The organism is Pseudomonas sp. L5B5, from assembly GCF_020520285.1.
Taxonomy (GTDB): Bacteria; Pseudomonadota; Gammaproteobacteria; order Pseudomonadales; family Pseudomonadaceae; genus Aquipseudomonas.
In genome coordinates, this window is sequence record NZ_CP084742.1 from 2,446,559 (window position 1) to 2,465,694 (window position 19,136).

20 protein-coding genes and 1 pseudogene are annotated in these 19,136 nt (G+C 62.9%); 13 read left to right on the forward strand and 8 right to left on the reverse strand.

Features of this window, described 5'->3' with window-relative positions; translation table 11 throughout:
• The first annotated feature begins 2 nt into the window (after positions 1-2).
• The gene (locus LGQ10_RS11075) at positions 3-2,192 is read left to right on the forward strand and encodes a patatin-like phospholipase family protein (protein WP_226525551.1); all 2,190 of its coding nucleotides are present in this window, start codon (positions 3-5) and stop codon (positions 2,190-2,192) included.
• 93 nt (positions 2,193-2,285) lie between these two features.
• Here LGQ10_RS11075 and LGQ10_RS11080 read toward each other — a convergent pair whose 3' ends face one another.
• Together LGQ10_RS11080 and recQ are read right to left on the reverse strand one after the other, a co-directional pair.
• A complete protein-coding gene (locus tag LGQ10_RS11080; RefSeq protein ID WP_058438835.1) occupies positions 2,286-2,720 on the reverse strand; it encodes a MarR family transcriptional regulator in 435 nt (144 codons plus the stop codon).
• A gap of 120 nt (positions 2,721-2,840) precedes the next feature.
• Positions 2,841-4,964, reverse strand: coding sequence for a DNA helicase RecQ (gene recQ / locus LGQ10_RS11085; protein ID WP_226525552.1), 2,124 nt, complete (start codon positions 4,962-4,964; stop codon positions 2,841-2,843).
• Between the two features lie 330 nt (positions 4,965-5,294).
• Here recQ and LGQ10_RS11090 point away from each other — a divergent pair, with 330 nt between their 5' ends.
• A complete protein-coding gene (locus LGQ10_RS11090; RefSeq protein ID WP_058438839.1) occupies positions 5,295-5,882 on the forward strand; it encodes a YecA family protein in 588 nt (195 codons plus the stop codon).
• 10 nt (positions 5,883-5,892) lie between these two features.
• On the forward strand, positions 5,893-6,288 hold the full coding sequence (locus LGQ10_RS11095; RefSeq protein ID WP_226525553.1) for a YbaN family protein: 396 nt from the start codon (positions 5,893-5,895) through the stop codon (positions 6,286-6,288).
• A gap of 21 nt (positions 6,289-6,309) precedes the next feature.
• Here the strand turns inward: LGQ10_RS11095 and LGQ10_RS11100 are convergent, their stop codons facing one another.
• A complete protein-coding gene (locus LGQ10_RS11100; RefSeq protein ID WP_226525554.1) occupies positions 6,310-6,906 on the reverse strand; it encodes a tRNA-uridine aminocarboxypropyltransferase in 597 nt (198 codons plus the stop codon).
• Between the two features lie 12 nt (positions 6,907-6,918).
• Positions 6,919-7,812 carry a LysR family transcriptional regulator gene (locus LGQ10_RS11105; protein WP_058438845.1) on the reverse strand — a complete coding sequence of 298 codons (894 nt, stop codon included), beginning with the start codon at positions 7,810-7,812 and terminating at the stop codon, positions 6,919-6,921.
• 357 nt (positions 7,813-8,169) lie between these two features.
• On the opposite strand from LGQ10_RS11105, the gene speB reads away from it, so the two are divergent.
• From speB to LGQ10_RS11135, 6 genes and pseudogenes are all read left to right on the forward strand, one after another.
• Positions 8,170-9,120: an agmatinase gene (gene speB, locus LGQ10_RS11110; RefSeq protein ID WP_058438847.1), complete on the forward strand. Its 951-nt coding sequence runs from the start codon at positions 8,170-8,172 to the stop codon at positions 9,118-9,120.
• A 9-nt stretch (positions 9,121-9,129) separates the two neighbouring features.
• Positions 9,130-9,501, forward strand: a pseudogene (locus tag LGQ10_RS11115) (DUF4440 domain-containing protein).
• A 21-nt stretch (positions 9,502-9,522) separates the two neighbouring features.
• On the forward strand, positions 9,523-9,843 hold the full coding sequence (locus LGQ10_RS11120) for a hypothetical protein (RefSeq protein ID WP_226525555.1): 321 nt from the start codon (positions 9,523-9,525) through the stop codon (positions 9,841-9,843).
• A gap of 85 nt (positions 9,844-9,928) precedes the next feature.
• On the forward strand, positions 9,929-11,308 hold the full coding sequence (locus LGQ10_RS11125) for a sodium:solute symporter (RefSeq protein WP_058438851.1): 1,380 nt from the start codon (positions 9,929-9,931) through the stop codon (positions 11,306-11,308).
• Positions 11,309-11,596: 288 nt separating this feature from the next.
• Entirely contained in the window at positions 11,597-11,860 is a 264-nt protein-coding gene (locus LGQ10_RS11130) for a hypothetical protein (protein ID WP_058438853.1), read from the forward strand.
• A gap of 27 nt (positions 11,861-11,887) precedes the next feature.
• On the forward strand, positions 11,888-12,148 hold the full coding sequence (locus LGQ10_RS11135) for a hypothetical protein (RefSeq protein WP_226525556.1): 261 nt from the start codon (positions 11,888-11,890) through the stop codon (positions 12,146-12,148).
• A gap of 76 nt (positions 12,149-12,224) precedes the next feature.
• Here the strand turns inward: LGQ10_RS11135 and LGQ10_RS31360 are convergent, their stop codons facing one another.
• Both LGQ10_RS31360 and ptrR read right to left on the reverse strand, forming a co-directional pair.
• On the reverse strand, positions 12,225-12,353 hold the full coding sequence (locus LGQ10_RS31360; protein ID WP_264194093.1) for a PA1414 family protein: 129 nt from the start codon (positions 12,351-12,353) through the stop codon (positions 12,225-12,227).
• Positions 12,354-12,486: 133 nt separating this feature from the next.
• The gene (ptrR, locus tag LGQ10_RS11140) at positions 12,487-13,380 is read right to left on the reverse strand and encodes a putrescine utilization regulator PtrR (protein ID WP_226525557.1); all 894 of its coding nucleotides are present in this window, start codon (positions 13,378-13,380) and stop codon (positions 12,487-12,489) included.
• Between the two features lie 104 nt (positions 13,381-13,484).
• Here ptrR and LGQ10_RS11145 point away from each other — a divergent pair, with 104 nt between their 5' ends.
• Entirely contained in the window at positions 13,485-14,645 is a 1,161-nt protein-coding gene (locus LGQ10_RS11145) for a YbfB/YjiJ family MFS transporter (protein ID WP_226525558.1), read from the forward strand.
• Between the two features lie 9 nt (positions 14,646-14,654).
• Here LGQ10_RS11145 and LGQ10_RS11150 read toward each other — a convergent pair whose 3' ends face one another.
• Positions 14,655-15,500 carry an SDR family NAD(P)-dependent oxidoreductase gene (locus tag LGQ10_RS11150; protein ID WP_226525559.1) on the reverse strand — a complete coding sequence of 282 codons (846 nt, stop codon included), beginning with the start codon at positions 15,498-15,500 and terminating at the stop codon, positions 14,655-14,657.
• Positions 15,501-15,713: 213 nt separating this feature from the next.
• Between LGQ10_RS11150 and LGQ10_RS11155 the strand changes: the two genes are divergently transcribed.
• On the forward strand, positions 15,714-16,634 hold the full coding sequence (locus tag LGQ10_RS11155) for a LysR family transcriptional regulator (protein WP_226525560.1): 921 nt from the start codon (positions 15,714-15,716) through the stop codon (positions 16,632-16,634).
• 38 nt (positions 16,635-16,672) lie between these two features.
• Here LGQ10_RS11155 and LGQ10_RS11160 read toward each other — a convergent pair whose 3' ends face one another.
• Positions 16,673-17,509: a S1 RNA-binding domain-containing protein gene (locus LGQ10_RS11160; protein WP_058437832.1), complete on the reverse strand. Its 837-nt coding sequence runs from the start codon at positions 17,507-17,509 to the stop codon at positions 16,673-16,675.
• Positions 17,510-17,859: 350 nt separating this feature from the next.
• Between LGQ10_RS11160 and LGQ10_RS11165 the strand changes: the two genes are divergently transcribed.
• Both LGQ10_RS11165 and LGQ10_RS11170 read left to right on the forward strand, forming a co-directional pair.
• A complete protein-coding gene (locus LGQ10_RS11165) occupies positions 17,860-18,048 on the forward strand; it encodes a hypothetical protein (RefSeq protein WP_226525561.1) in 189 nt (62 codons plus the stop codon).
• 194 nt (positions 18,049-18,242) lie between these two features.
• Positions 18,243-18,962, forward strand: coding sequence for a TorF family putative porin (locus tag LGQ10_RS11170; protein WP_226525562.1), 720 nt, complete (start codon positions 18,243-18,245; stop codon positions 18,960-18,962).
• Positions 18,963-19,136: the final 174 nt, after the last annotated feature.

Genomic DNA, 19,136 nt, shown 5'->3' on the forward strand with positions numbered 1-19,136 from the left:
TGATGCGCCGTCTGCTGTCTTGCCTGTTGCTCTGCCTGCTGCCCCTGATCACCCAATCCGCCGAGCCCCCGCGCCCGAAGATCGGCCTGGTGCTGTCCGGTGGCGCAGCCCGCGGCCTGGCCCATGTCGGGGTACTCAAGGCCCTGGAAGAGCAAGGCATTCGCATCGACGCAATTGCCGGCACCAGCATGGGCGCGGTGATCGGCGGGCTCTATGCCTCGGGCTACCAGATCGACGAACTGGAAAAGCTCGCCCTGGGAATCGACTGGAAACAGGCCCTGTCCGATGCACCGCCACGGGAAGACGTGCCCTTTCGACGCAAGCAGGACGACCGGGATTTCCTGGTCAAGCAGAAGCTCAGCTTCCGCGACGATGGCAGCCTGGGCCTGCCACTGGGGGTGATCCAGGGGCAGAACCTGGCCCTGCTGCTGGAGAGCAAGCTGGCCCACGCCAGCGACACCCGCGACTTCGACCAGTTGCCGATCCCGTTCCGGGCAGTGGCCACCGATATCGCCACCGGTGAAAAGGTGGTGTTTCGCAAGGGACACTTGCCCCAGGTGATTCGCGCGAGCATGTCGATCCCTGCGGTGTTCGCCCCGGTGGAACTCGACGGCCGGCTGCTGGTGGACGGCGGCATGACCGACAACATCCCCCTGGATGTGGCCCGGGAAATGGGCGTGGACATCGCCATCGTGGTGGACATCGGCACTCCACTGCGCTCGCGCCAGCAACTCAATACGGTGGTCGATGTACTGACGCAGTCGATCACCCTGATGACCCGGCGCAATTCCGAGGAGCAACTGGCAGCGCTGCACAAGGGCGATGTACTGATCCAGCCGGCGCTGTCGGCGTTCGGTGTCACCGACTTCGGCCGCGCCCAGGAGATAATCGACGCCGGCTACCGCGCCACCCGCATCCTCGACGCACGCCTGGCGCCCTTGCGCCGGGAGCACCCGCAGCCGGCACAACTCACCGCTGCGCGCCAGCCCAGCCAGCGCACGCCGATCATCAACCGGATCAAGGTGGAAAACGATTCCAAGGTCAGCGACGACGTCATCCGCTACTACATTCGCCAGCACATCGGCGAGCCCCTGGACCTGGGCCGCCTGGAAACCGACATGGGCACGCTGTACGGCCTGGATTTCTTCGAGCAGGTGCAGTACCGGGTGATCCACAAGGGCCAGGACAATACCCTGGTGATCAGCGCCCGGGGCAAGCGCAGCGGTACTGACTACCTGCGCCTGGGCCTGAGCCTGTCCGATGACTTGCGCGGCGACAGCGCCTTCAACATTGGCGCCAGTTACCGCATGAACGGCATCAACAGCCTCGGCGCGGAATGGTTGACGCGGTTGCAGATCGGCGACCGGCAGGAGCTGTACAGCGAGTTCTACCAGCCGCTGGACGCCGGTTCGCGCTACTTCGTCGCACCGTTCATCGCCGCTCAATCGCAGAACGTCGAGGCCGCGCTGGACAAGGACCCGATCGCCGAATATCGGGTGGAGCGCTACGGCTTCGGCCTCAACCTGGGGCGGCAGATCGGCAACAGCGGCGAGGTGCGCTTCGGTGTGGGCGAAGCCTGGGGCAACGCCGACGTGCGCATTGGCGACCGGGACCTGCCGAAGCTGAATTTTAGCGAGGGTTACTACCAGCTCCAGTATTCCTTCGACTCCCTGGACAACGTCTACTTCCCTCATTCGGGCGAAGATATCCACCTGACCCTGCGCCAGTTCGAACCGGGCCTGGGCTCGGACAAGCATTACCGGCAGTGGGAATTCAAGCTGGACAAGGCGCTGAGCAGCGGCCCCAACACCTTTATCCTCGGCGGCCGCTATGGCCGGACCCTGGACAATGCCGACGTGGTCACCTCCAGCTTCCTCCTGGGGGGCGCCCGCCAGCTGTCGGGGTTCCGCGAGGACGCCCTGTCCGGACAGAACATCAGCCTGGCACGTGCGGTGTACTTCCGCCGCCTGACGCCACGCTCCTACCTGCCCCTGGACTTTCCGCTGTACCTGGGGGGCTCGCTGGAACGGGGCCGGGCCTGGAACAACGACAACGTCTTCGATAGCGGCTACATCAACGCGGCCAGCATCTTCCTGGGCTTCGATACGCCGCTGGGGCCGCTGAACTTCAGCTACGGCTTCAACGATGAGAACCAGAAGGCCCTCTCACTGAACCTGGGCCAGACGTTCTGACAGGCGTGCACAGCCACGCCGGCCTGCAATCGGCAGGATCAACAGCAAGGGGAAACGACTGGAACCGGGGTCAGGCAACCCCGGCCGAAGGCTTCAGGACTTTTCCAGGTTGGCCAGGATGCGCCCGTGGACCCGCATGCAGACCCGCATGTCTTCTTCGTCGACGCCAATGAACAGCTCATGGCGCAAGGCAGTGGCAATGGTTTCGATCTGGTCGATCAGGGGACGCGCCGAAGGACAGAGGACGATCTTCTTCGCCCGGCGATCTTCCATCACGGATTGACGCTGGACCAGGCCCTGGGTTTCCAGGCTATCGAGCAGGCGGGCCAGGGTAGGTCCTTCCACACCGACACTTTGCGCCAGCTCGCGCTGGGTCGGCGGTTCTTCGAAACGGGCCAGGTGCAACAGCACCAGCCAACGAGCCTGGGACAGGCCCAGACCGGCCAGGCGGCGGTCCAGTTCAGCACGCCAGCCGCGGGACATATGCGCCAGCTGCATGCCAAAACGGTGTTCATCGGTCAACGGCATAAAACACTCATGATCAGGCTGAAAATAAAGAAAAACTAATTATTAGTCAGCTAAGCATGCCCCTTGCCAGTAGGCAAGTTCTGTAAGGCACTGAATCGTTACAACATTGACGCACCCGGGTTAAACCTCGAACTCCGACTGCAATGCCGCACGCACGCAATACAAGACTCCTTCGGGCACCCGCCCGGCAAACAGCTCGATCACTTCGGCCACCGGCGGCAACTCGCCCTCGCCGTCGAGAAACGCGTCCTGGATCTCCCCCAGCAAATCCTCGGGCAGGTCCAGCGCCTGCTCCAGGGACAACTGCTGCTTGCCGATGGCTTCGGCCAGCAAGGTGTAGACGTTCTTTTCCGTGCACTGCAACTGGCCGGCGATCTGCACCGGGGTCATTCCCGCACGGGCCAGGGTAATCAGCTCATGGCGAATATCGGCGACCACCTTAGGAGCCTCACCTGCCCCACCCAGCACGTCGAGGAACGCCGCTCCGTAGCGCTCCAGCTTGCGGGCACCGACGCCGCTGACCCGGGCCATCTCGGCCATGGAGCCAGGCTGGCTGCGAAGCATCTCGAGCAAGGTCGAATCAGGGAAAATGACATAGGGTGGCACACCGTGCTCTTCCGCCAGCTTGCGCCGCAACACCCGCAGCGCCTCCCACTGCTCGCGCTCCTCGCCCCGTACCAGCTGGCTGGCCTGGCTGCTGCTCTTGGCCGTGGTTTGCGGCTTGAGGTCACGACGCAGCTCCAGGGTGACTTCGCCCTTGAGCAGCGGGCGGCAACTATCGCTCAAGCGCAGGCCGCCATAACCTTCCAGGTCGATGTCCGCCAGCCCGCGGGCCACCAACTGGCGGAACAGCGAACGCCACTCCCCTTCGCTGCGCGCCTTGCCAACACCGAACACCGCCAGGTGCTGGTGGCCGAAGCTGCGGACCTTTTCCGTGTCCTTGCCCAGCAGCACATCCACCAGGTGACCGACGCCGTAGCGCTGGCCGGTGCGGTAGATGGCCGACAGCGCCTGGCGCGCCGGCTCGGTGGCATCCCAGGTCTGTACCCCATCGACGCAATTGTCGCAGTGGCCACAGGGCTGCGGCATGTCTTCGTCGAAATAGGCCAGCAGCGACTGACGGCGGCAGCGGGTTTCCTCGCACAACGCCAGCATTGCATCGAGCTTGTGCTGTTCAAGGCGCTTGTGACGCTCGTCGCCTTCGGAGTTCTGCAGCATCTGCTTGAGCATCAGCACGTCCTGCAGCCCATAGGCCATCCAGGCATCGGCCGGCAAGCCGTCGCGACCGGCACGCCCGGTCTCCTGGTAGTACGCCTCCAGGGACTTGGGCAGGTCCATGTGGGCGACAAAACGCACGTTGGGCTTGTCGATGCCCATGCCGAAGGCAATGGTCGCCACCATGATCAGGCCTTCCTCGTTGAGGAAGCGTTTCTGGTGATAGGCGCGCAGTTCGTTGGGCAACCCTGCGTGATAGGGCAACGCGGTAAAACCCTGCTCACAGAGGAACGCTGCCACCTCGTCGACCTTCTTGCGCGACAGGCAGTAGACGATCCCGGCATCGCTGCGCCGCTCGTTGAGAAAGGCCTGCAACTGCTTGCGCGGCTGCTCCTTGGGCACGATGCGATAGAAGATGTTCGGCCGATCGAAACTGGACAGGAAACGCTCGGCGTCCTGCAGGTGCAGGCGATTGACGATCTCTTCGCGGGTCCGCTTGTCGGCGGTGGCCGTCAGGGCAATACGCGGCACCTCGGGGAACATTTCCGCCAATTGCCCCAACTGCAGGTACTCGGGTCGGAAGTCATGTCCCCACTGGGAGACGCAATGGGCTTCATCGATGGCGAACAGGGCGATGTCCAGGCTCTGCAGGAACGCCAGCATCCGCGGCTGGACCAGCCGCTCGGGAGCGAGGTAGAGCATTTTCACTTCGCCACGGCGGATACGCGCCGCCAGGTCACGCTGCTGCTCCGGGCTCAGGGTGGAGTTCAGGGCCGCAGCCGCGACGCCCAGTTCCTCCAGCGTCGCCACCTGGTCGTCCATCAGCGCGATCAGTGGCGACACCACCACCGCCAGGCCCGGACGCAGCAGCGCCGGCACCTGGAAGCACAGGGACTTGCCACCACCGGTGGGCATCAGCACCAGCGCATCACCGCCGCTGGCCACGCGCTCAATGATCGCACCCTGGCGACCACGGAAACTGTCGTAGCCAAAGATGTCCTTGAGGACGCGCTGAGCCTGTTCGAGCATGAAAAACTCCAAAAATTGCTGAAATCACCAGGAGGCCGCCGTTGCCCGCTCGCCTCTGCGACAAGCCTGTGCAAGGTTGCTGCCTGGCCGCAGCGCCCCTTGCACAGCCGCCTGGGATCGATCGGCAGCTGCATGGGCGACGGGTGCGGCCTCGTTATCGGCCTGCTGGGTCACACGAAACGCGCGAGTATACCCGAGCCCTCCCTTGCAGAGGGTGCCGACAATGGACCACTGGTAACCTTTGGAACCTTTCGAATCTGCCTCGTGGCTGGCTTGAGCGCTCAAGAAAGCCTAGAATTCAGCATCGTTTATTCCCCAAGGTAGCCGTCAATGTCCTTCGCTGAGCAACTAACCCGCCTGCAAGTCTTCCTCGATGCAGATGATCTGCACGACGAGGCGCTGGACTACGTGGCCGCTCACGGCTACCTGACCGCGCTGTCGATCTGCTCGGAAAGCGTTCCAGAGCGTGAATGGATCGACACCCTGTTCGCCGAGGAGCCCCACTACCGCGACGACGCCGAGCGCGAAGCGATCGAGTCGACCCTGCTGGCCCTCAAGGCGCACATCGCGCGCCAGCTGGCCTCCGACGAAGAATTCGAGCTGCCGTGCGACCTCGACCTGGGCGACGACCCGGACGACTCCGACCTACGCGGCTGGTGCATCGGTTTCATGGAAGGGGTGTTCCTGCGTGAAGCGGCCTGGTTCGAAACCGCCGAAGAAGAAGTCAGCGAGATGCTGCTGCCGATCATGGTGGGTTCCGGCTTGTTCGACGAGCAGCCCGAGTTCTCCGACATCGCCAACGACGCCAACCTGATGGACGACATGATCGTGCAGATTCCCGAGGCGCTGACGGCGTTGTACCTGCTGTGCAATGCTCCCGACGAGAAACCCGCACTGCTCAAGCCCCGTCACCATTGAGCCTGAGCCTATGGCCAAGCCCATAGGCCAACGCCCCCTGCTGTTGCGTTACGTTCTGCTGGCCATCGGCTGGTCGAGCGTAGCGCTGGGGGTCATCGGCATCTTCCTCCCGGTGCTGCCCACCACTCCCTTCCTGCTGCTCGCGGCGGCCTGCTTCGCCCGCAGTTCTCCACGTTTCTACCAATGGCTGGTAGATCATCCGCGCCTGGGTCCCTGGATCCGCGATTACCTGGATGGCAATGGCATTCCGCTCAAGGGCAAGGTCTATGCGATCGGGCTGATGTGGCTGAGCATCGGCCTGTCCTGTTATCTGGTGCCACTGCCCTGGGCCCGGGGCTTCATGCTCACCAGCGCCGTGCTGGTGAGTATCTACATCCTGCGCCAGAAAACCCTGCGCCGCCCCTGACAACGGGCTTGCCCGAGAAAGTCAGGACTTGAGGTGGTTGCGCTGATAGGTCTCGGTGCCCATGGCGGCAATCTGGCCTTCGATCAGCGCATCGAAAGGACGCAGCAGCGGCTCGAACGAGGTCGGTGCTTCCAGGGTCTGCAAAGCCTCGACGATGGCCTCCAGGGTCGACAGGGCATCCGGCCCGGGAGCCTTGCGCAAGCGGTAGCGTGACACTGGCGCAGCCTCCAGGGTGACCCGGGGCAGCGCCGCCAGCAACGGATTGAGGTGCAACAGCTTGCGCGCCTTGCGCCAGGTGCCATCGGGCACCACCAGCAACATTGGTTCCTGGCCGGGGGCATAGGCCTGCAGCGGCTGGGCATCGTCTGCTGGAAACAACAGGCGCGCCTGGTATCCGGGGCATTCGAGCAACTGCGCCAGGTCCTCGAACACTTCACCCACCTTCAGTTCGGCGTTGTCCAGCCCCAGGGCCGCCAGTCGCGCAGTGTTCAAGGCATGGTTGGCTTCACTGGGATGCTGCAGCACCAGCACCCGAGTCCGGCTGGGCAGCTGCGGGATCAGTGGGCAAAGGCAGTGTCCGGCCGGACGCAGGCAACGCTCACAACGGGATCGAGACATGAAAACTCCTGGCTACACCGGATTGAGCTGGGCCTTGAGCAGGTCCCGGAAAGTCTGGATCAATGGTTCGCGGCTGCGGCCACGGCGCATGATCATGGAGAATGGCGCCTGGTAGCCGAAGGTCGCCGGCAACAGTACTCGCAGGTCGCCCCTGTCGGCCCAGGCCTGGGCATAGTGCTCCGGCAGGTAGCCGATGTAGGCCCCGGACAACACCAGGATCAGCTGCGCCTCCATGCTCTCCACCGTTGCAGCGCTGTGCTTGAAACCATGCCGGGCCAGCTCAGCCTGGCTCCAGTAGCCACGGCCGACCATGCGCTGCTGGGTAATCACCTGCTCGGGGATCCGCCGCTCGCTGTACAACGGATGGCGGTTGCTGCAATACAGCCAGTGCTGCTCGCGGTACAACGGCATGTAGACCAGGCCGCTCATGCGGGTGGAAAAAGCGCCGATGGCCAGGTCCAGGCGGTTGTCCTGCACGCCCAATTGCAATTCGTGGGGGCTCATCACGGACAAGTGCAAGTGCACCGCCGGATGTTCCTGGCTGTAGCCACCAATGGCCTCGGCGAACGGCAGGGCCTTGTCACTCACCGTGGAGTCGATCACCCCCAGGTTCAAGGTGCCGCGCAACTCGCCCTTGAGCGCCGCGGCATACTGCTCGAAGCCCTCCAGTTCACCCAGCAGGCGCAAGGTTTCCTGGTGGAACAACTCGCCCTTGCTGGTCAGGCTGAAACCGCCCCGCCCCCGATGACAGAGCACCAGGCCCAGGGACGCTTCCAGCTGGCTCATGTAGGTACTGATGGCCGATGTCGAGAGATTGAGCTCGCGCTGGGCATTGGCGAATCCCTGATGCCGCACGACGCTGACGAAGATGCGCAATAGTTTCAGATCAGGTAAAGCGTTGGCCATGGCGGACTCCAGTGACAGCTAAAACGACAACCGCCTTATGGCGCGGGCACTTGCCCGCGCCGGGCGCAAAACCAGCCCCGATGATGTCCATCTTCACCCTCAAACTGAACCTGCAACCCTGATAACGGCGGCTGCGCCAATGAACTGGAATACAGGACCTCACCACGAAGGGTCCTGGAAGCAGCGCGAGAGTCTAGCGCGCCTGCGACCATTAGTTCATAAAAATCTGAACTAAGTATTTGTTCGTAGCGATTCTTCCCCCGCACTACATTTCGCAGAATCGGCCCCACTCGGTCGAACGAACAGCCTCTGCTGCGTCGCCGGCCCCATAAATAAAACAACGATGAGGCCTATCCCGTGGACAAGACTCTCCACCAGCCACTGGGCGGCAACGAAATGCCGCGATTCGGCGGCATCGCCACCATGATGCGTCTTCCCCATGTCCCCACTCCCGCCGGCCTGGACGCTGCGTTCGTCGGCATTCCCCTGGACATCGGCACCTCGCTACGCTCCGGCACCCGCTTCGGCCCCCGGGAAATCCGCGCCGAATCCGTGATGATCCGCCCCTACAACATGGCCACCGGCGCTGCACCGTTCGACTCGCTGAACGTGGCCGACATCGGTGACGTGGCGATCAACACCTTCAACCTGCTGGACGCCGTGCGCATCATCGAAGAAGCCTACGACAGCATCCTCGAGCACAACGTCATCCCCCTGACCCTGGGCGGCGACCACACCATCACCCTGCCGATCCTGCGGGCCATCCACAAGAAACACGGCAAGGTCGGCCTGGTGCATATCGATGCCCACGCAGACGTCAACGACCACATGTTCGGCGAGAAGATCGCCCATGGCACCACCTTCCGCCGCGCCGTGGAAGAAGGCCTGCTGGACTGTGATCGCGTGGTGCAGATCGGCCTGCGGGCCCAGGGCTATACCGCCGAGGACTTCAACTGGAGCCGCAAGCAGGGTTTTCGTGTGGTCCAGGCCGAAGAGTGCTGGCACAAGTCCCTGGAACCCCTGATGGCCGAAGTCCGCGAGAAGGTCGGCGATGGTCCGGTGTACCTGAGCTTCGACATCGATGGCATCGACCCGGCCTGGGCGCCAGGCACCGGCACCCCGGAAATCGGTGGACTGACCACCATCCAGGCCATCGAGATCGTTCGCGGCTGCCAGGGCCTGGAGCTGGTGGGCTGTGACCTGGTGGAAGTCTCGCCACCTTATGACACCACCGGCAACACCTCGCTGCTGGGCGCCAACCTGCTGTACGAAATGCTCTGCGTACTGCCTGGCGTCGCCCATCGCTGAGAGCCGGGCATGAGCGAGCAGAGGAGCCTCCTCTGCTCCGAAGCTGAACGCGATTCGGTTTTCGCCCACAACGGCCGCAGAGCCAACTGCGCTTTGCCCCCTCCCTCTGCCATGGCCGTCCCGCGATGCCGAGCAGGCGTCGCAGGGGTGGCGGGCCGGGGAAGGTTTCAGGATGCAGGCAAGCATCTGGAGCAACGCCGTAGTCAGCCAGGTGACGTCGCCTGGTTTATTCATGACGTGGCCGCGACGCTGCGCATGCAAGGGGAGCAACACTTCAGCCAGGAGAGCGAAACCTGCGGGTTTCGCCAACAACAAGAAGGCCTGTGGCTGGCCTGCAACGAACATTTGTCCGCTATGCCGGAAAGGCTGCCACCCCCTTAGCCAATGTGATCGGAGCAGATCATGAATAACAACAACAAAGAAAAAAGCCTTAGCAGCATTGAACCCCCCAGGGTCGAACGGATTCCCGAGCCCCAACGCGACAAGGGCCCCTGCGAACGCTTTCGCCTGGTCATCGAAGACGCCCGCGTCGATGTGCATCAACACATCGTCGGCTGGTGCCTGTCGTTGCCAACCGCCCTCACTGTCTTCTCGCCCTTGAGTCCGAGAAGTGTACTGATCGGCGCAAGCGCCACCGTCTTCATCTTGCCGCCGCAGGCCAGCGGCCCCCACGCCATCGCACACGTAACCGATCCGCCAGGAGCCCTGCGTCAGGCCGCCTGACCCCAACCAAGTAACCGGCCTGCCGGAGACTGCGGCACATGACCTGTTTGTTTCACATAAAAAAGATAATCGGAGACACGCCATCATGGCTCTAGATCTATTCGTCGTACTCATCTACGCCGCCGGCATGCTCGTGCTCGGCTACTACGGCATGCGCAAGGCCAAGACCCACGAGGACTACCTGGTGGCCGGCCGCAACCTGGGCCCGACCCTGTACATGGGCACCATGGCCGCCACGGTGCTGGGCGGGGCCTCCACCGTCGGCACCGTGCGCCTGGGCTACGTCCACGGCATTTCCGGCTTCTGGCTGTGCGCCGCCCTCGGCGCGGGGATCATTGCCCTGAACCTGCTGCTGGCCAAGCCACTGCTCAAGCTGCGGATCTTCACCGTGACCCAGGTCCTGGAAAAACGCTACAACCCCATGGCACGCCAGGCCAGCGCGGTGATCATGCTGGCCTACGCCCTGATGATCGGCGTGACCTCGATCCTGGCCATCGGCACCGTGCTGCAAGTGCTGTTCGGCCTGCCGTTCTGGATCTCGGTGCTGCTGGGCGGCGGCGTGGTGGTGGTCTACTCGGCGATCGGCGGCATGTGGTCGCTGACCCTGACCGACATCGTCCAGTTCGTGATCAAGACCGTAGGCCTGATGTTCATCCTGCTGCCGATCTGCCTGTATCGCGTGGGGGGCTGGGATGAACTGGTGGCCAAGCTGCCGGCGTCCAGCTTCAGCTTCACCGCCATCGGCTGGGACACCATCATCACCTACTTCATGATCTACTTCTTCGGCATCCTGATCGGCCAGGACATCTGGCAGCGGGTGTTCACCGCCAAGACCGAGAAAGTCGCGCAGTATGCCGGCACCCTGGCAGGTTTCTACTGCATCCTCTACGGCCTGGCCTGCGCCCTGATCGGCATGGCCGCCCATGTGCTGCTGCCGGACCTGGACAACGTCAACAACGCATTTGCCGCCATCGTCAAAGCCTCGCTACCGGACGGCATCCGTGGCCTGGTGATCGCCGCCGCCCTGGCTGCCATGATGTCCACTGCCAGCGCCGGCCTGCTGGCCGCCTCCACCACCCTGACCGAAGACCTGCTGCCACGGCTACGCGGTGGCAAGCAGTCGAGCCTGGGGATCAACCGCCTGTTCACCTTCCTCACCGGCATCGTGGTGCTGGGCATCGCCCTGGTGGTCAACGACGTGATCAGCGCTCTGACCCTGGCCTACAACCTGTTGGTGGGCGGCATGCTGATCCCGCTGATCGGAGCGATCTTCTGGAAGCGCGCCACCACCGCCGGGGCTATCGCCAGCATGGGCCTGGGCTTCATCACGGCCCTGCTGTTCATGTTCAAGGATGGCCTGGACGCCAATACCCCGATCTACTACAGCCTGGCAGTAGGTCTGGTGAGTTTCGTGGTGGTCAGCCTGGCTTCCCGGCGTTCGGTGCCCATGACCAGCGCGATCTGAGTCGGCACCCGTTCTGACGATTTTCTTCGACGGGTGCGGCGTCGGTGGCCGCACCCGTTTTTTTTCGTCTAGGCAAAGCAGCGCCTGGTCTGCAGCGGCTCGCCCCCGCCCCCAAAGGGGACGAATGGTCCCTCCGTCTACAAAAAACCTGTGCTGTACTCTGACTCAGCGACGACCGTTCACGCAGGAGGACGGTACAAGGATCGCTGGCAGCATCTGTGCGCGCTATCGCATCACCCTTGGATGGGGTCATAACAATAAAAACCTCTCCCCTGCCCTGAGGTGTTTATGGACCGCTTCGACATCCAGCAAAGCATCCGCCATGCCATCGATGCCCAGATGGCCCAGAAATGGCGGGTCTCTCCCTGCAACGCCCAAACCAGCGACACTTACTCCCTGGACCTCAAGGCCCTGCTACACAGCCTGGAAAACGAATTCGATATCCGGCTCGATCCCGAGCATGACCTGTATTGGATCCACTCCATCAGCGAGCTGAGCCTGTTCATCCTGGAGAAAACCCGGCGCCGGGACTTTCGGCCCCTGCATCCGTGACCTGCGACCGTCACTGAAAACGGCTCGATGAACCGGGGCGAAGCCCGTCGAGCGGTGTATGCACTCATCCGCTGCTGGCTGGGCGAACGGACCTGCCTGGACGACAGCAGCCAGCTGATGGCGCTGGGTCTGGTCGGGGATGATTTGCAGGAACTGCTCTGGCGCCTGGAAGACCGGTTCGAACTTTGCGTGCCTCTCGGGGAGGAGCAGCGCGCGCTGCTGGAACTGGGCAGCGTTCAAGAGCTGGTCGAGTGGCTGCTGGAAATGTCACGGCGACAGGAGGACTGAGCGGCGAGGCCGGCTTGCAACCCTGCCTCAGGAAAAACAGGCGAGAGCGCGGGCCAGCCCTGCTCTCGCATCGAAGTCAGCGACGGCGTTGCTGACGACGCCGCAGTTCTTCTTCGGTAGGAATCGGCACCGGTTGCAGCGGTGGCTCGATCAGGCCCAGTGCAACACCAAGGTCGTGCAGCCAGCTTTGCAGTTTGTCTTTCATAGTGCCCCCTCAGGGTCGTGCCGAGCGGCTATTCTGCGCCGCCTCAAGCAGATAATAGTCCTAAGTCTTCCAGCGCGCTGCCCCCTGATGGCAATGAACTGTTACTGGATTATGGCCAATCGCCCAGAACCCCTCATGCCGTTGCTCGCGCCGGTTGCATCATCGGACCGGCGGAGCCCTGCTGCAGTTCGATCCAGGCATTGAGGTTGGCCCCTACCATGCCCTTGCGCCACATCAGCCAGGTGGTGGAATGGGCGAACGGTTCGGCCAGGGGATGCACGGCGACACTTTCGCGCCCCGGTAGGCTGTCCAGCATCGAGCGAGCCATCAGGGCCACACCGGAACCGGCGATCACGCAGGCCAGCATGCCCTGGTAGGACTCGATCTCCATGGCCCGACCCATCGCCGCATGATAATGGGCGAACCAGGACTCCAGTCGCATGCGATAGGAACAGCCCTGGCGAAAGGTGAATACCGCGCGCCCTTCCACATCCAGGGCGGTACGCACCGGAGGATGATCGGCTTCACTGATCAGCACCAGGGCCTCCCTGCACAAGGGCACGCCGTCGAGCCCGGCCAGTTCCAGCGGCCCGTCGACCAAGGCGGCATCCAGGCGTCCGGCCAGCAACCCCTCGAGCAACTCGCCAGTGGGCCCGGACTGCACCTGCAGATTCACTGCCGGGTAAGTGCGGTGGTAACGCGCCAAGAGAGCTGGCAGGTGAATGGCCGCAGTGCTGTACATCGTGCCCAGGACAAAATCACCGGCTGGCTGGCCACCCAGCACCGCCGCCTGGGCTTCGTCACGCAGGGCAAACAGGCGCGATGCATAGTCCAGCAGCACCTTTCCGGCCGGCGACAACAGCAGGCGCTGGCGCTCACGCAGGAACAACTCGACCCCCAGTTGTTCTTCGAGCTGCTTGAGCCGGGTCGACAGGTTCGATGGCACCCGATGCAAGCGTTCGGCGGCACGGGTGATGGAACCTTCCTCGGCCACCGCCTGGAAGATACGCAGTTGGCTGAACTCCATGATCTTCTCCAAAACTGAACAAGTTTCTCAATATTATTCATTTTTAAAGAAAGTCAATCGACTCTAGCCTGGCGGTCATTCTTCCTGCCTCTGGAACACCGACCATGACTGCCTTGATCCGCCTGCTCGCCAGTTTCATTGCCTTGATGATGGCCATGGGCATTGGCCGTTTCGCCCTGACGCCGCAATTGCCGCACCTGATCAGTGAAGGCCAGGTCGACCTGACTGCCGCCGGGCTGATCGCTGCCGCCAACTACCTGGGTTACTTCATCGGCGCCCTGGAGGCGATGCTGGTCCGCAGTCCGCTCCAGGTGCGTCGGCGCCTGCTGGGCGGGCTGTGGTTGTGCGTACTGCTGACCCTGGCTTCGTTCTGGGCCCGGGGCTTCTGGCCACACTTGTTGTTGCGCTTCGGGACCGGAGTGGCCAGTGCCTGGGTACTGGTGATGATCACTGCCCTGAGCCTGCCCCTGGCGCAGGCTGCCGGTCGCCCAAGACTCGGCGCCCTGGTGTTCGCCGGCCCGGGCCTGGGCATCCTGCTCACGGGCCTGCTGGCCCTGGGCTCCAATCTGCTGGGACGCGGCTCCGCCGACCTGTGGCTGCTGTACGCGGTCGTGGCGCTGTTGATGCTGCTGGTGATCCTGCCCATCCTGCCCCAGGCCGCCACAGGCGCCCATGGCGCCAGCCAGGAACGCCCGGTGAGAGCACCGGGCGTGGGCCGCTTGGGACTGGTCTATGGCCTGTATGGCGCGGGCTACATCATTCCCGCGACGTTCCTGTCGCAGATGGCCAGCACCCAGTTCCACGGCCACTGGCAAGCCGATCTGTTCTGGCCCGCTTTCGGCCTGGCAGCCGCCCTGGGCGTGCTGCTGGTCAGCCTGCGTCGACACGCCCCGGACAGCACCCGGCACTGGCTGATTGCAACCTTGTGGCTGCAGGCTGCCGGGGTCTTCGCCTGTCTGCTGGGCAGCGGCTGGGGCCTGCTGTTGGGCGTACTGTTGTGCGGCACACCGTTCCTGGCCTGCATGCAACTGGTCATGCAGCGCTCCCGGGAACTGGCGCCCCATGCCATCCAGCGCAACGCCGGCCTGCTGACCGCCTGCTTCGCCGCTGGACAATTGAGTGGCCCGCTACTGGCGGCCCTGAGCAGCCATTTCAGCGGCAGCCTGCAACTGGCCCTGGGAGTCGCCGGCAGTGGCTTGCTGCTCGGCGGCGGCCTGCTGCTGAGCCGGCAACGACTGGAACCTTCGTGCGCCGCCCTGTCATGAGCAGGCCGCTCAAGCGTCCTTGATCCGCTCCCACAGGCGGGCTATCTCCTCGGCACTGGCGGCCTTGATCCGCGCCAGATCCCGCGGATAGTCGACCCCGAGGTTCTCGTTGAAGCGCGTCGCCGTGAACTGGCCATTGCTGGCCCGCAGGACATGCCCGGTATCGCGGCACGCGGCGCTGGCCAGGTAGATCACTCCTGGGGTCACCCATTCGGGCTTGAGGTCGACAGGAGTCTCGGTCACGCCCCACATCCGGGTCTTGGCCACCGGTGAGATCGCATTCACCAGAATCCCGTGTTCCCGGCCTTCCATGCTCAGGGCATTCATGATGCCCAGTTGGGCCATCTTGCCGGCGGAGTAGGCGAACAGGCCGGCCTGGGCATATTGCGAGTACATGGCCCGGTCCGAGGTCGTCAGGACCACACGCGCCGCCTCGGAGCGCTTGAGATACGGCCAGGCGTGCTTGCACAGCCACGCCGGCGCCTGCACGTTGACATCGAGCGCCCGCTGGAGAAACTCGCCATCGGTGTCCTCTATGCCCTGGTAACCGACCCAGCCGGCGTTGTGGATGATGATGTCCACGCCTGAAAAGGCCTCGACGGCCAGCGCCACCAGTTGCCGAGCCGTGGCTTCGTCAGCCAGGTCGCCGGCATGGGCGATCACCTTCGCACCTTCGGCCTGTAACATGCTGGCTGCCTCGAAAGCCACGTGTTCGTCTGCCCCGGCACCGACACGATCGGTTCCCAGGTCGCTGATCACTACTTGGGCGCCCAGCCCGGCCAGCGCCCGGGCATAATCCAGGCCCAGGCCTCGCCCGCCGCCCGTGACAATGGCAGTCCTGCCCTTGAAGTCCATGCTGTCTCGTCCTGTTGTGGTGCCCGCACCTTAACAACAAACCCATTGCCAGCTTGATACTTTATCGATGCGCCACTGATACCCGGAACCTATCAGCCACCGGCCCGCGCAAGCCTTGGCGCTTGCGCTCTGCAACCGACAGCGGTTGGTATCGGTCGGCAGCGTCTCTATCATGGCGGCCCGGCGTCCCACGCAAAGGAAGGAATGCGAGAAATGGTCGAGACCCGTTTGCTCAGACAGTTCATCGCCGTGGCCGAAGAGCTGAACTTTCACAAGGCAGCGAACCGCCTGTACATGGCACAGCCGGCGCTGAGCCAGGCTATCCACCGCCTGGAGCAAAAGCTCGGCTTCCACCTCTTCATCCGCAACCGGCGCGAGGTCAGGCTGACCCCGGCCGGCTCGACGTTTCTCGATGTCGCCTATCGCACGCTCAAGGAGCTGGAACAGGGTATCGAACAAGCACGCCAGGTGTGCGCAGGCACTGCCGGCCAACTCACCATCTGCACCCTCTCCCTTGCCTGCTACGACGGCCTGCTCAATAGCTTGCGGAGGTTTCGCGAGACCTTCCCCAAGGTCCAGTTGGTCATCCGTGAGATGCCTTCATCCAGCCAGGCGAAGGCCTTGTTGGCGGGTGAAGCGGATATCGCCTTCATGCGCCTGTTGCCCATGCCCGCCGAATCCATCGAATCCCGACTGATCCTCAACGAGCAGATCGTCATGGCCCTGCCGGCCGGACATCCCCAGGCAAATAACCTGCAGGTGCGCCTGCAGGACTTCGCCGACGAGCCTTTCGTGTTCACGCCCCAACCCCTGGGCAGCGGCTATCACCGCCAGCTGACTGCCCTGTGCGAAGCGGCAGGCTTCGAGCCCAGGGTGATCCAGGAGGCGGCGCAGATTCACACCCTGATCGCTCTGGTGGCCTGTGGTTTCGGCGTGGCGCTGGTGCCGGAGTCGATCGCCGGGGCCACCCTGCGGGACAAGGTGATGTTTCGCCCCATCGATGCTGTGGGAAGCCGACCCAACCCGAGCATCGGCCTGTACATGAGCCGCAACCGGCACAACGCCTCGCCATTGCTGGACAGCTTCATCGCGTTGCTGGAGTTTGCGGCACCGGCATCTGCCGAAATGGCCTGAAACCCGGCCCAGGACACCTGGGCCGAGAGGAGCGAGCCTTAGCTGAGTTCGATACGATCGGCGTGGATGACGATCTGGCCCTGTTTGTAGAGGGCACCGATGGCTTTCTTGAAGTTGCCCTTGCTGACGCCGAACAGGCTGCTGATGAGCGCCGGGTCACTCTTGTCGCTGACCGCCAGGGTGCCATCATTTTCCCGCAGCTTGTCCAGGATCTTGCTATTCAGGCTGCTGGCGGCCTGCTCGCCCACCGGCTGCAGGCTCAGGCTGATCTTGCCATCGGCCCGCAGTTCCTTGATGAACCCCTTCTCCTGCATGCCCGGGCGCAGGAACTTGAACACTTCGTTCTTGTGGATCAACCCCCAGTGCTGGTTGTTGATGATCGCCTTGAAGCCCATGTCGGTGGACTCCACCACCAGCAGGTCGACTACCTGGCCGGCCTGGTAGTTGGCCGGCGCCTTGTCCAGGTAACGGTCCAGCCGGGCAGTGGCGGTGATGCGACGCGTGTGCCGGTCCAGGTAGACGTGCACCACACAATAGTCGCCGGCATTGAGCTGGCGCTTTTCCTCGGAATACGGGAGCAACAGGTCCTTGGGCAGCCCCCAGTCCAGGAAGACCCCGATGCTGTTGACTTCGACGACCTTGAGGCTGGCGAACTCACCGACCTGCACTTTGGGTTTCTCGGTTGTCGCAATCAACTTGTCGGCACTGTCCAGGTAAACAAAAACATTCAGCCAGTCTTCATCTTCACTGGGAATATCCTTGGGAATATAACGGTTGGGCAGCAATATCTCGCCATCCGCACCGCCATCCAGATACAAACCGAAGTTGGTATGTTTAACCACTTGCAAACTGTTGTAACGCCCGACTAAAGCCATTTCCAATACCCTCATTGCGTGGGCGGCATTCTACCCGTTTTCCAGGGTCAGGTTGGCGCTGCTGCATGGACCCGTGCTGAAAATCCGTAGTCGCCGGGATTTTTCAGCCCGCCCTGGCCAGCCGCTGTCCATTCGTCAGCCCGACTGACTCCGCAAGCCTCGGCCAGGACGCGCTCACCGGATAGTTTTCGTGGCTCGGGCTCATTCAAAACAGGGACTTAGGGAAATATTCGCGAGAACAACTCATAAACAAATAGAGAGAGGCGCCATAAGCCTGAACACTATAAGCCGGACAATTATCAAATATTTCTGTTAGGATGCCTGGCCAAATTAATTTTCCCAAAGGTTAAATGGCAACCATGCGAGTAAAGAACTCCAGCAGCAAAGTAAAACCTGCCCCCGTTGTGGAAACCAGCGAATCGATCAATGAACAGGTCGCAGCCTTCCTGAAGTCTGGCGGCAAGATCCAGCAGATCGACAAGGGCGTCAGCGGCCAGACCTTCGCCCCGTCCAAGCAGATCAGCCTCGGCAAGAAGTAATACTCCCCCCGCTTTTTCCTGGTCCCCGGGCGCTTTCCCCAAGCGCCGGGACTGACACCTGCCCTACCCTGTCTCACTGCAAATCGACGAACGGCCGGTATTCACTGGCAATGCTCGGTATTCTTGCAGCCCTCTGGATAAATCGTTTCAGCCGACTATCAAGTTGTCGCTCCCCGCAGTCCAAGGAGTGCTGCATGCTCAAACCCGTCCTCCTGGCCATCAGCCTCACCCTGGCCTGCCCCCTTGCCCAGGCGCAGATCTTCCAGCGCGAACTGGGCGACTTCGACCTCAAGCTGGGCACCAGTCCCAGTCGCAGCATGGCCCAGGGATTGGTCAAGCCGTCCTCCGCCGGGTCCTTCCATGGCGGCCTCGATCTGAACCACGACAGCGGCTGGTATTTCGGCCAGTGGTCGCCAAGCCTGGGCCTGAGCCCCTCGAGCCGCCTGGAGGTCGATTCCTACCTGGGCTTCAAGCAACCCTTCGACCAGAACCTGGGTTATGAGGTGGGAATGATCCACTACAACTACCCGCAGCTGCGCACCGAGGACAGCCAGGAGCTCTACGGCGGCCTGACCCTGCTGGGCAGCCGCTTCGGTGCAGCCTTCAGCAACGATCCGGACCGCCGCAACAGCACCCTGTTCGCCGACCTGGGCGGCAATGCGCCATTCGGCATCGGGGTCAGCGTCAAATACAGCACTTATCGGCTCAACAACACCGTGTCGGTGGCCAATGGCGGTTACGTCTCGAGCTTCAACGACTGGTCGATCAAGTTCTCCCGGCCATGGCTGGGGATCGACATGAACCTGATCTACAGTGATTCCAACCTCGACGGCGACCGTTGCTCGGCCTATTCCGGGCACAACAGTCAATGCGCCGGCCTGCTGACCTTCAAGGCCGAGCGGGCGTTCTACTAAACAGGGCTGAACTGGCGGGTCATGCTGTTCAGTCAAGCGAGGTGATCCCCTGCAGGAGCAGTCGGTCGACGCTCGATTGGTCGCGATGGTCGTTAACGCTAGCGCGTATTGAATGGATCAACACAGCGCTCTGAAGTCCATCGCGGGCAAGCCTCGCTCCTACAGGTTCATTCT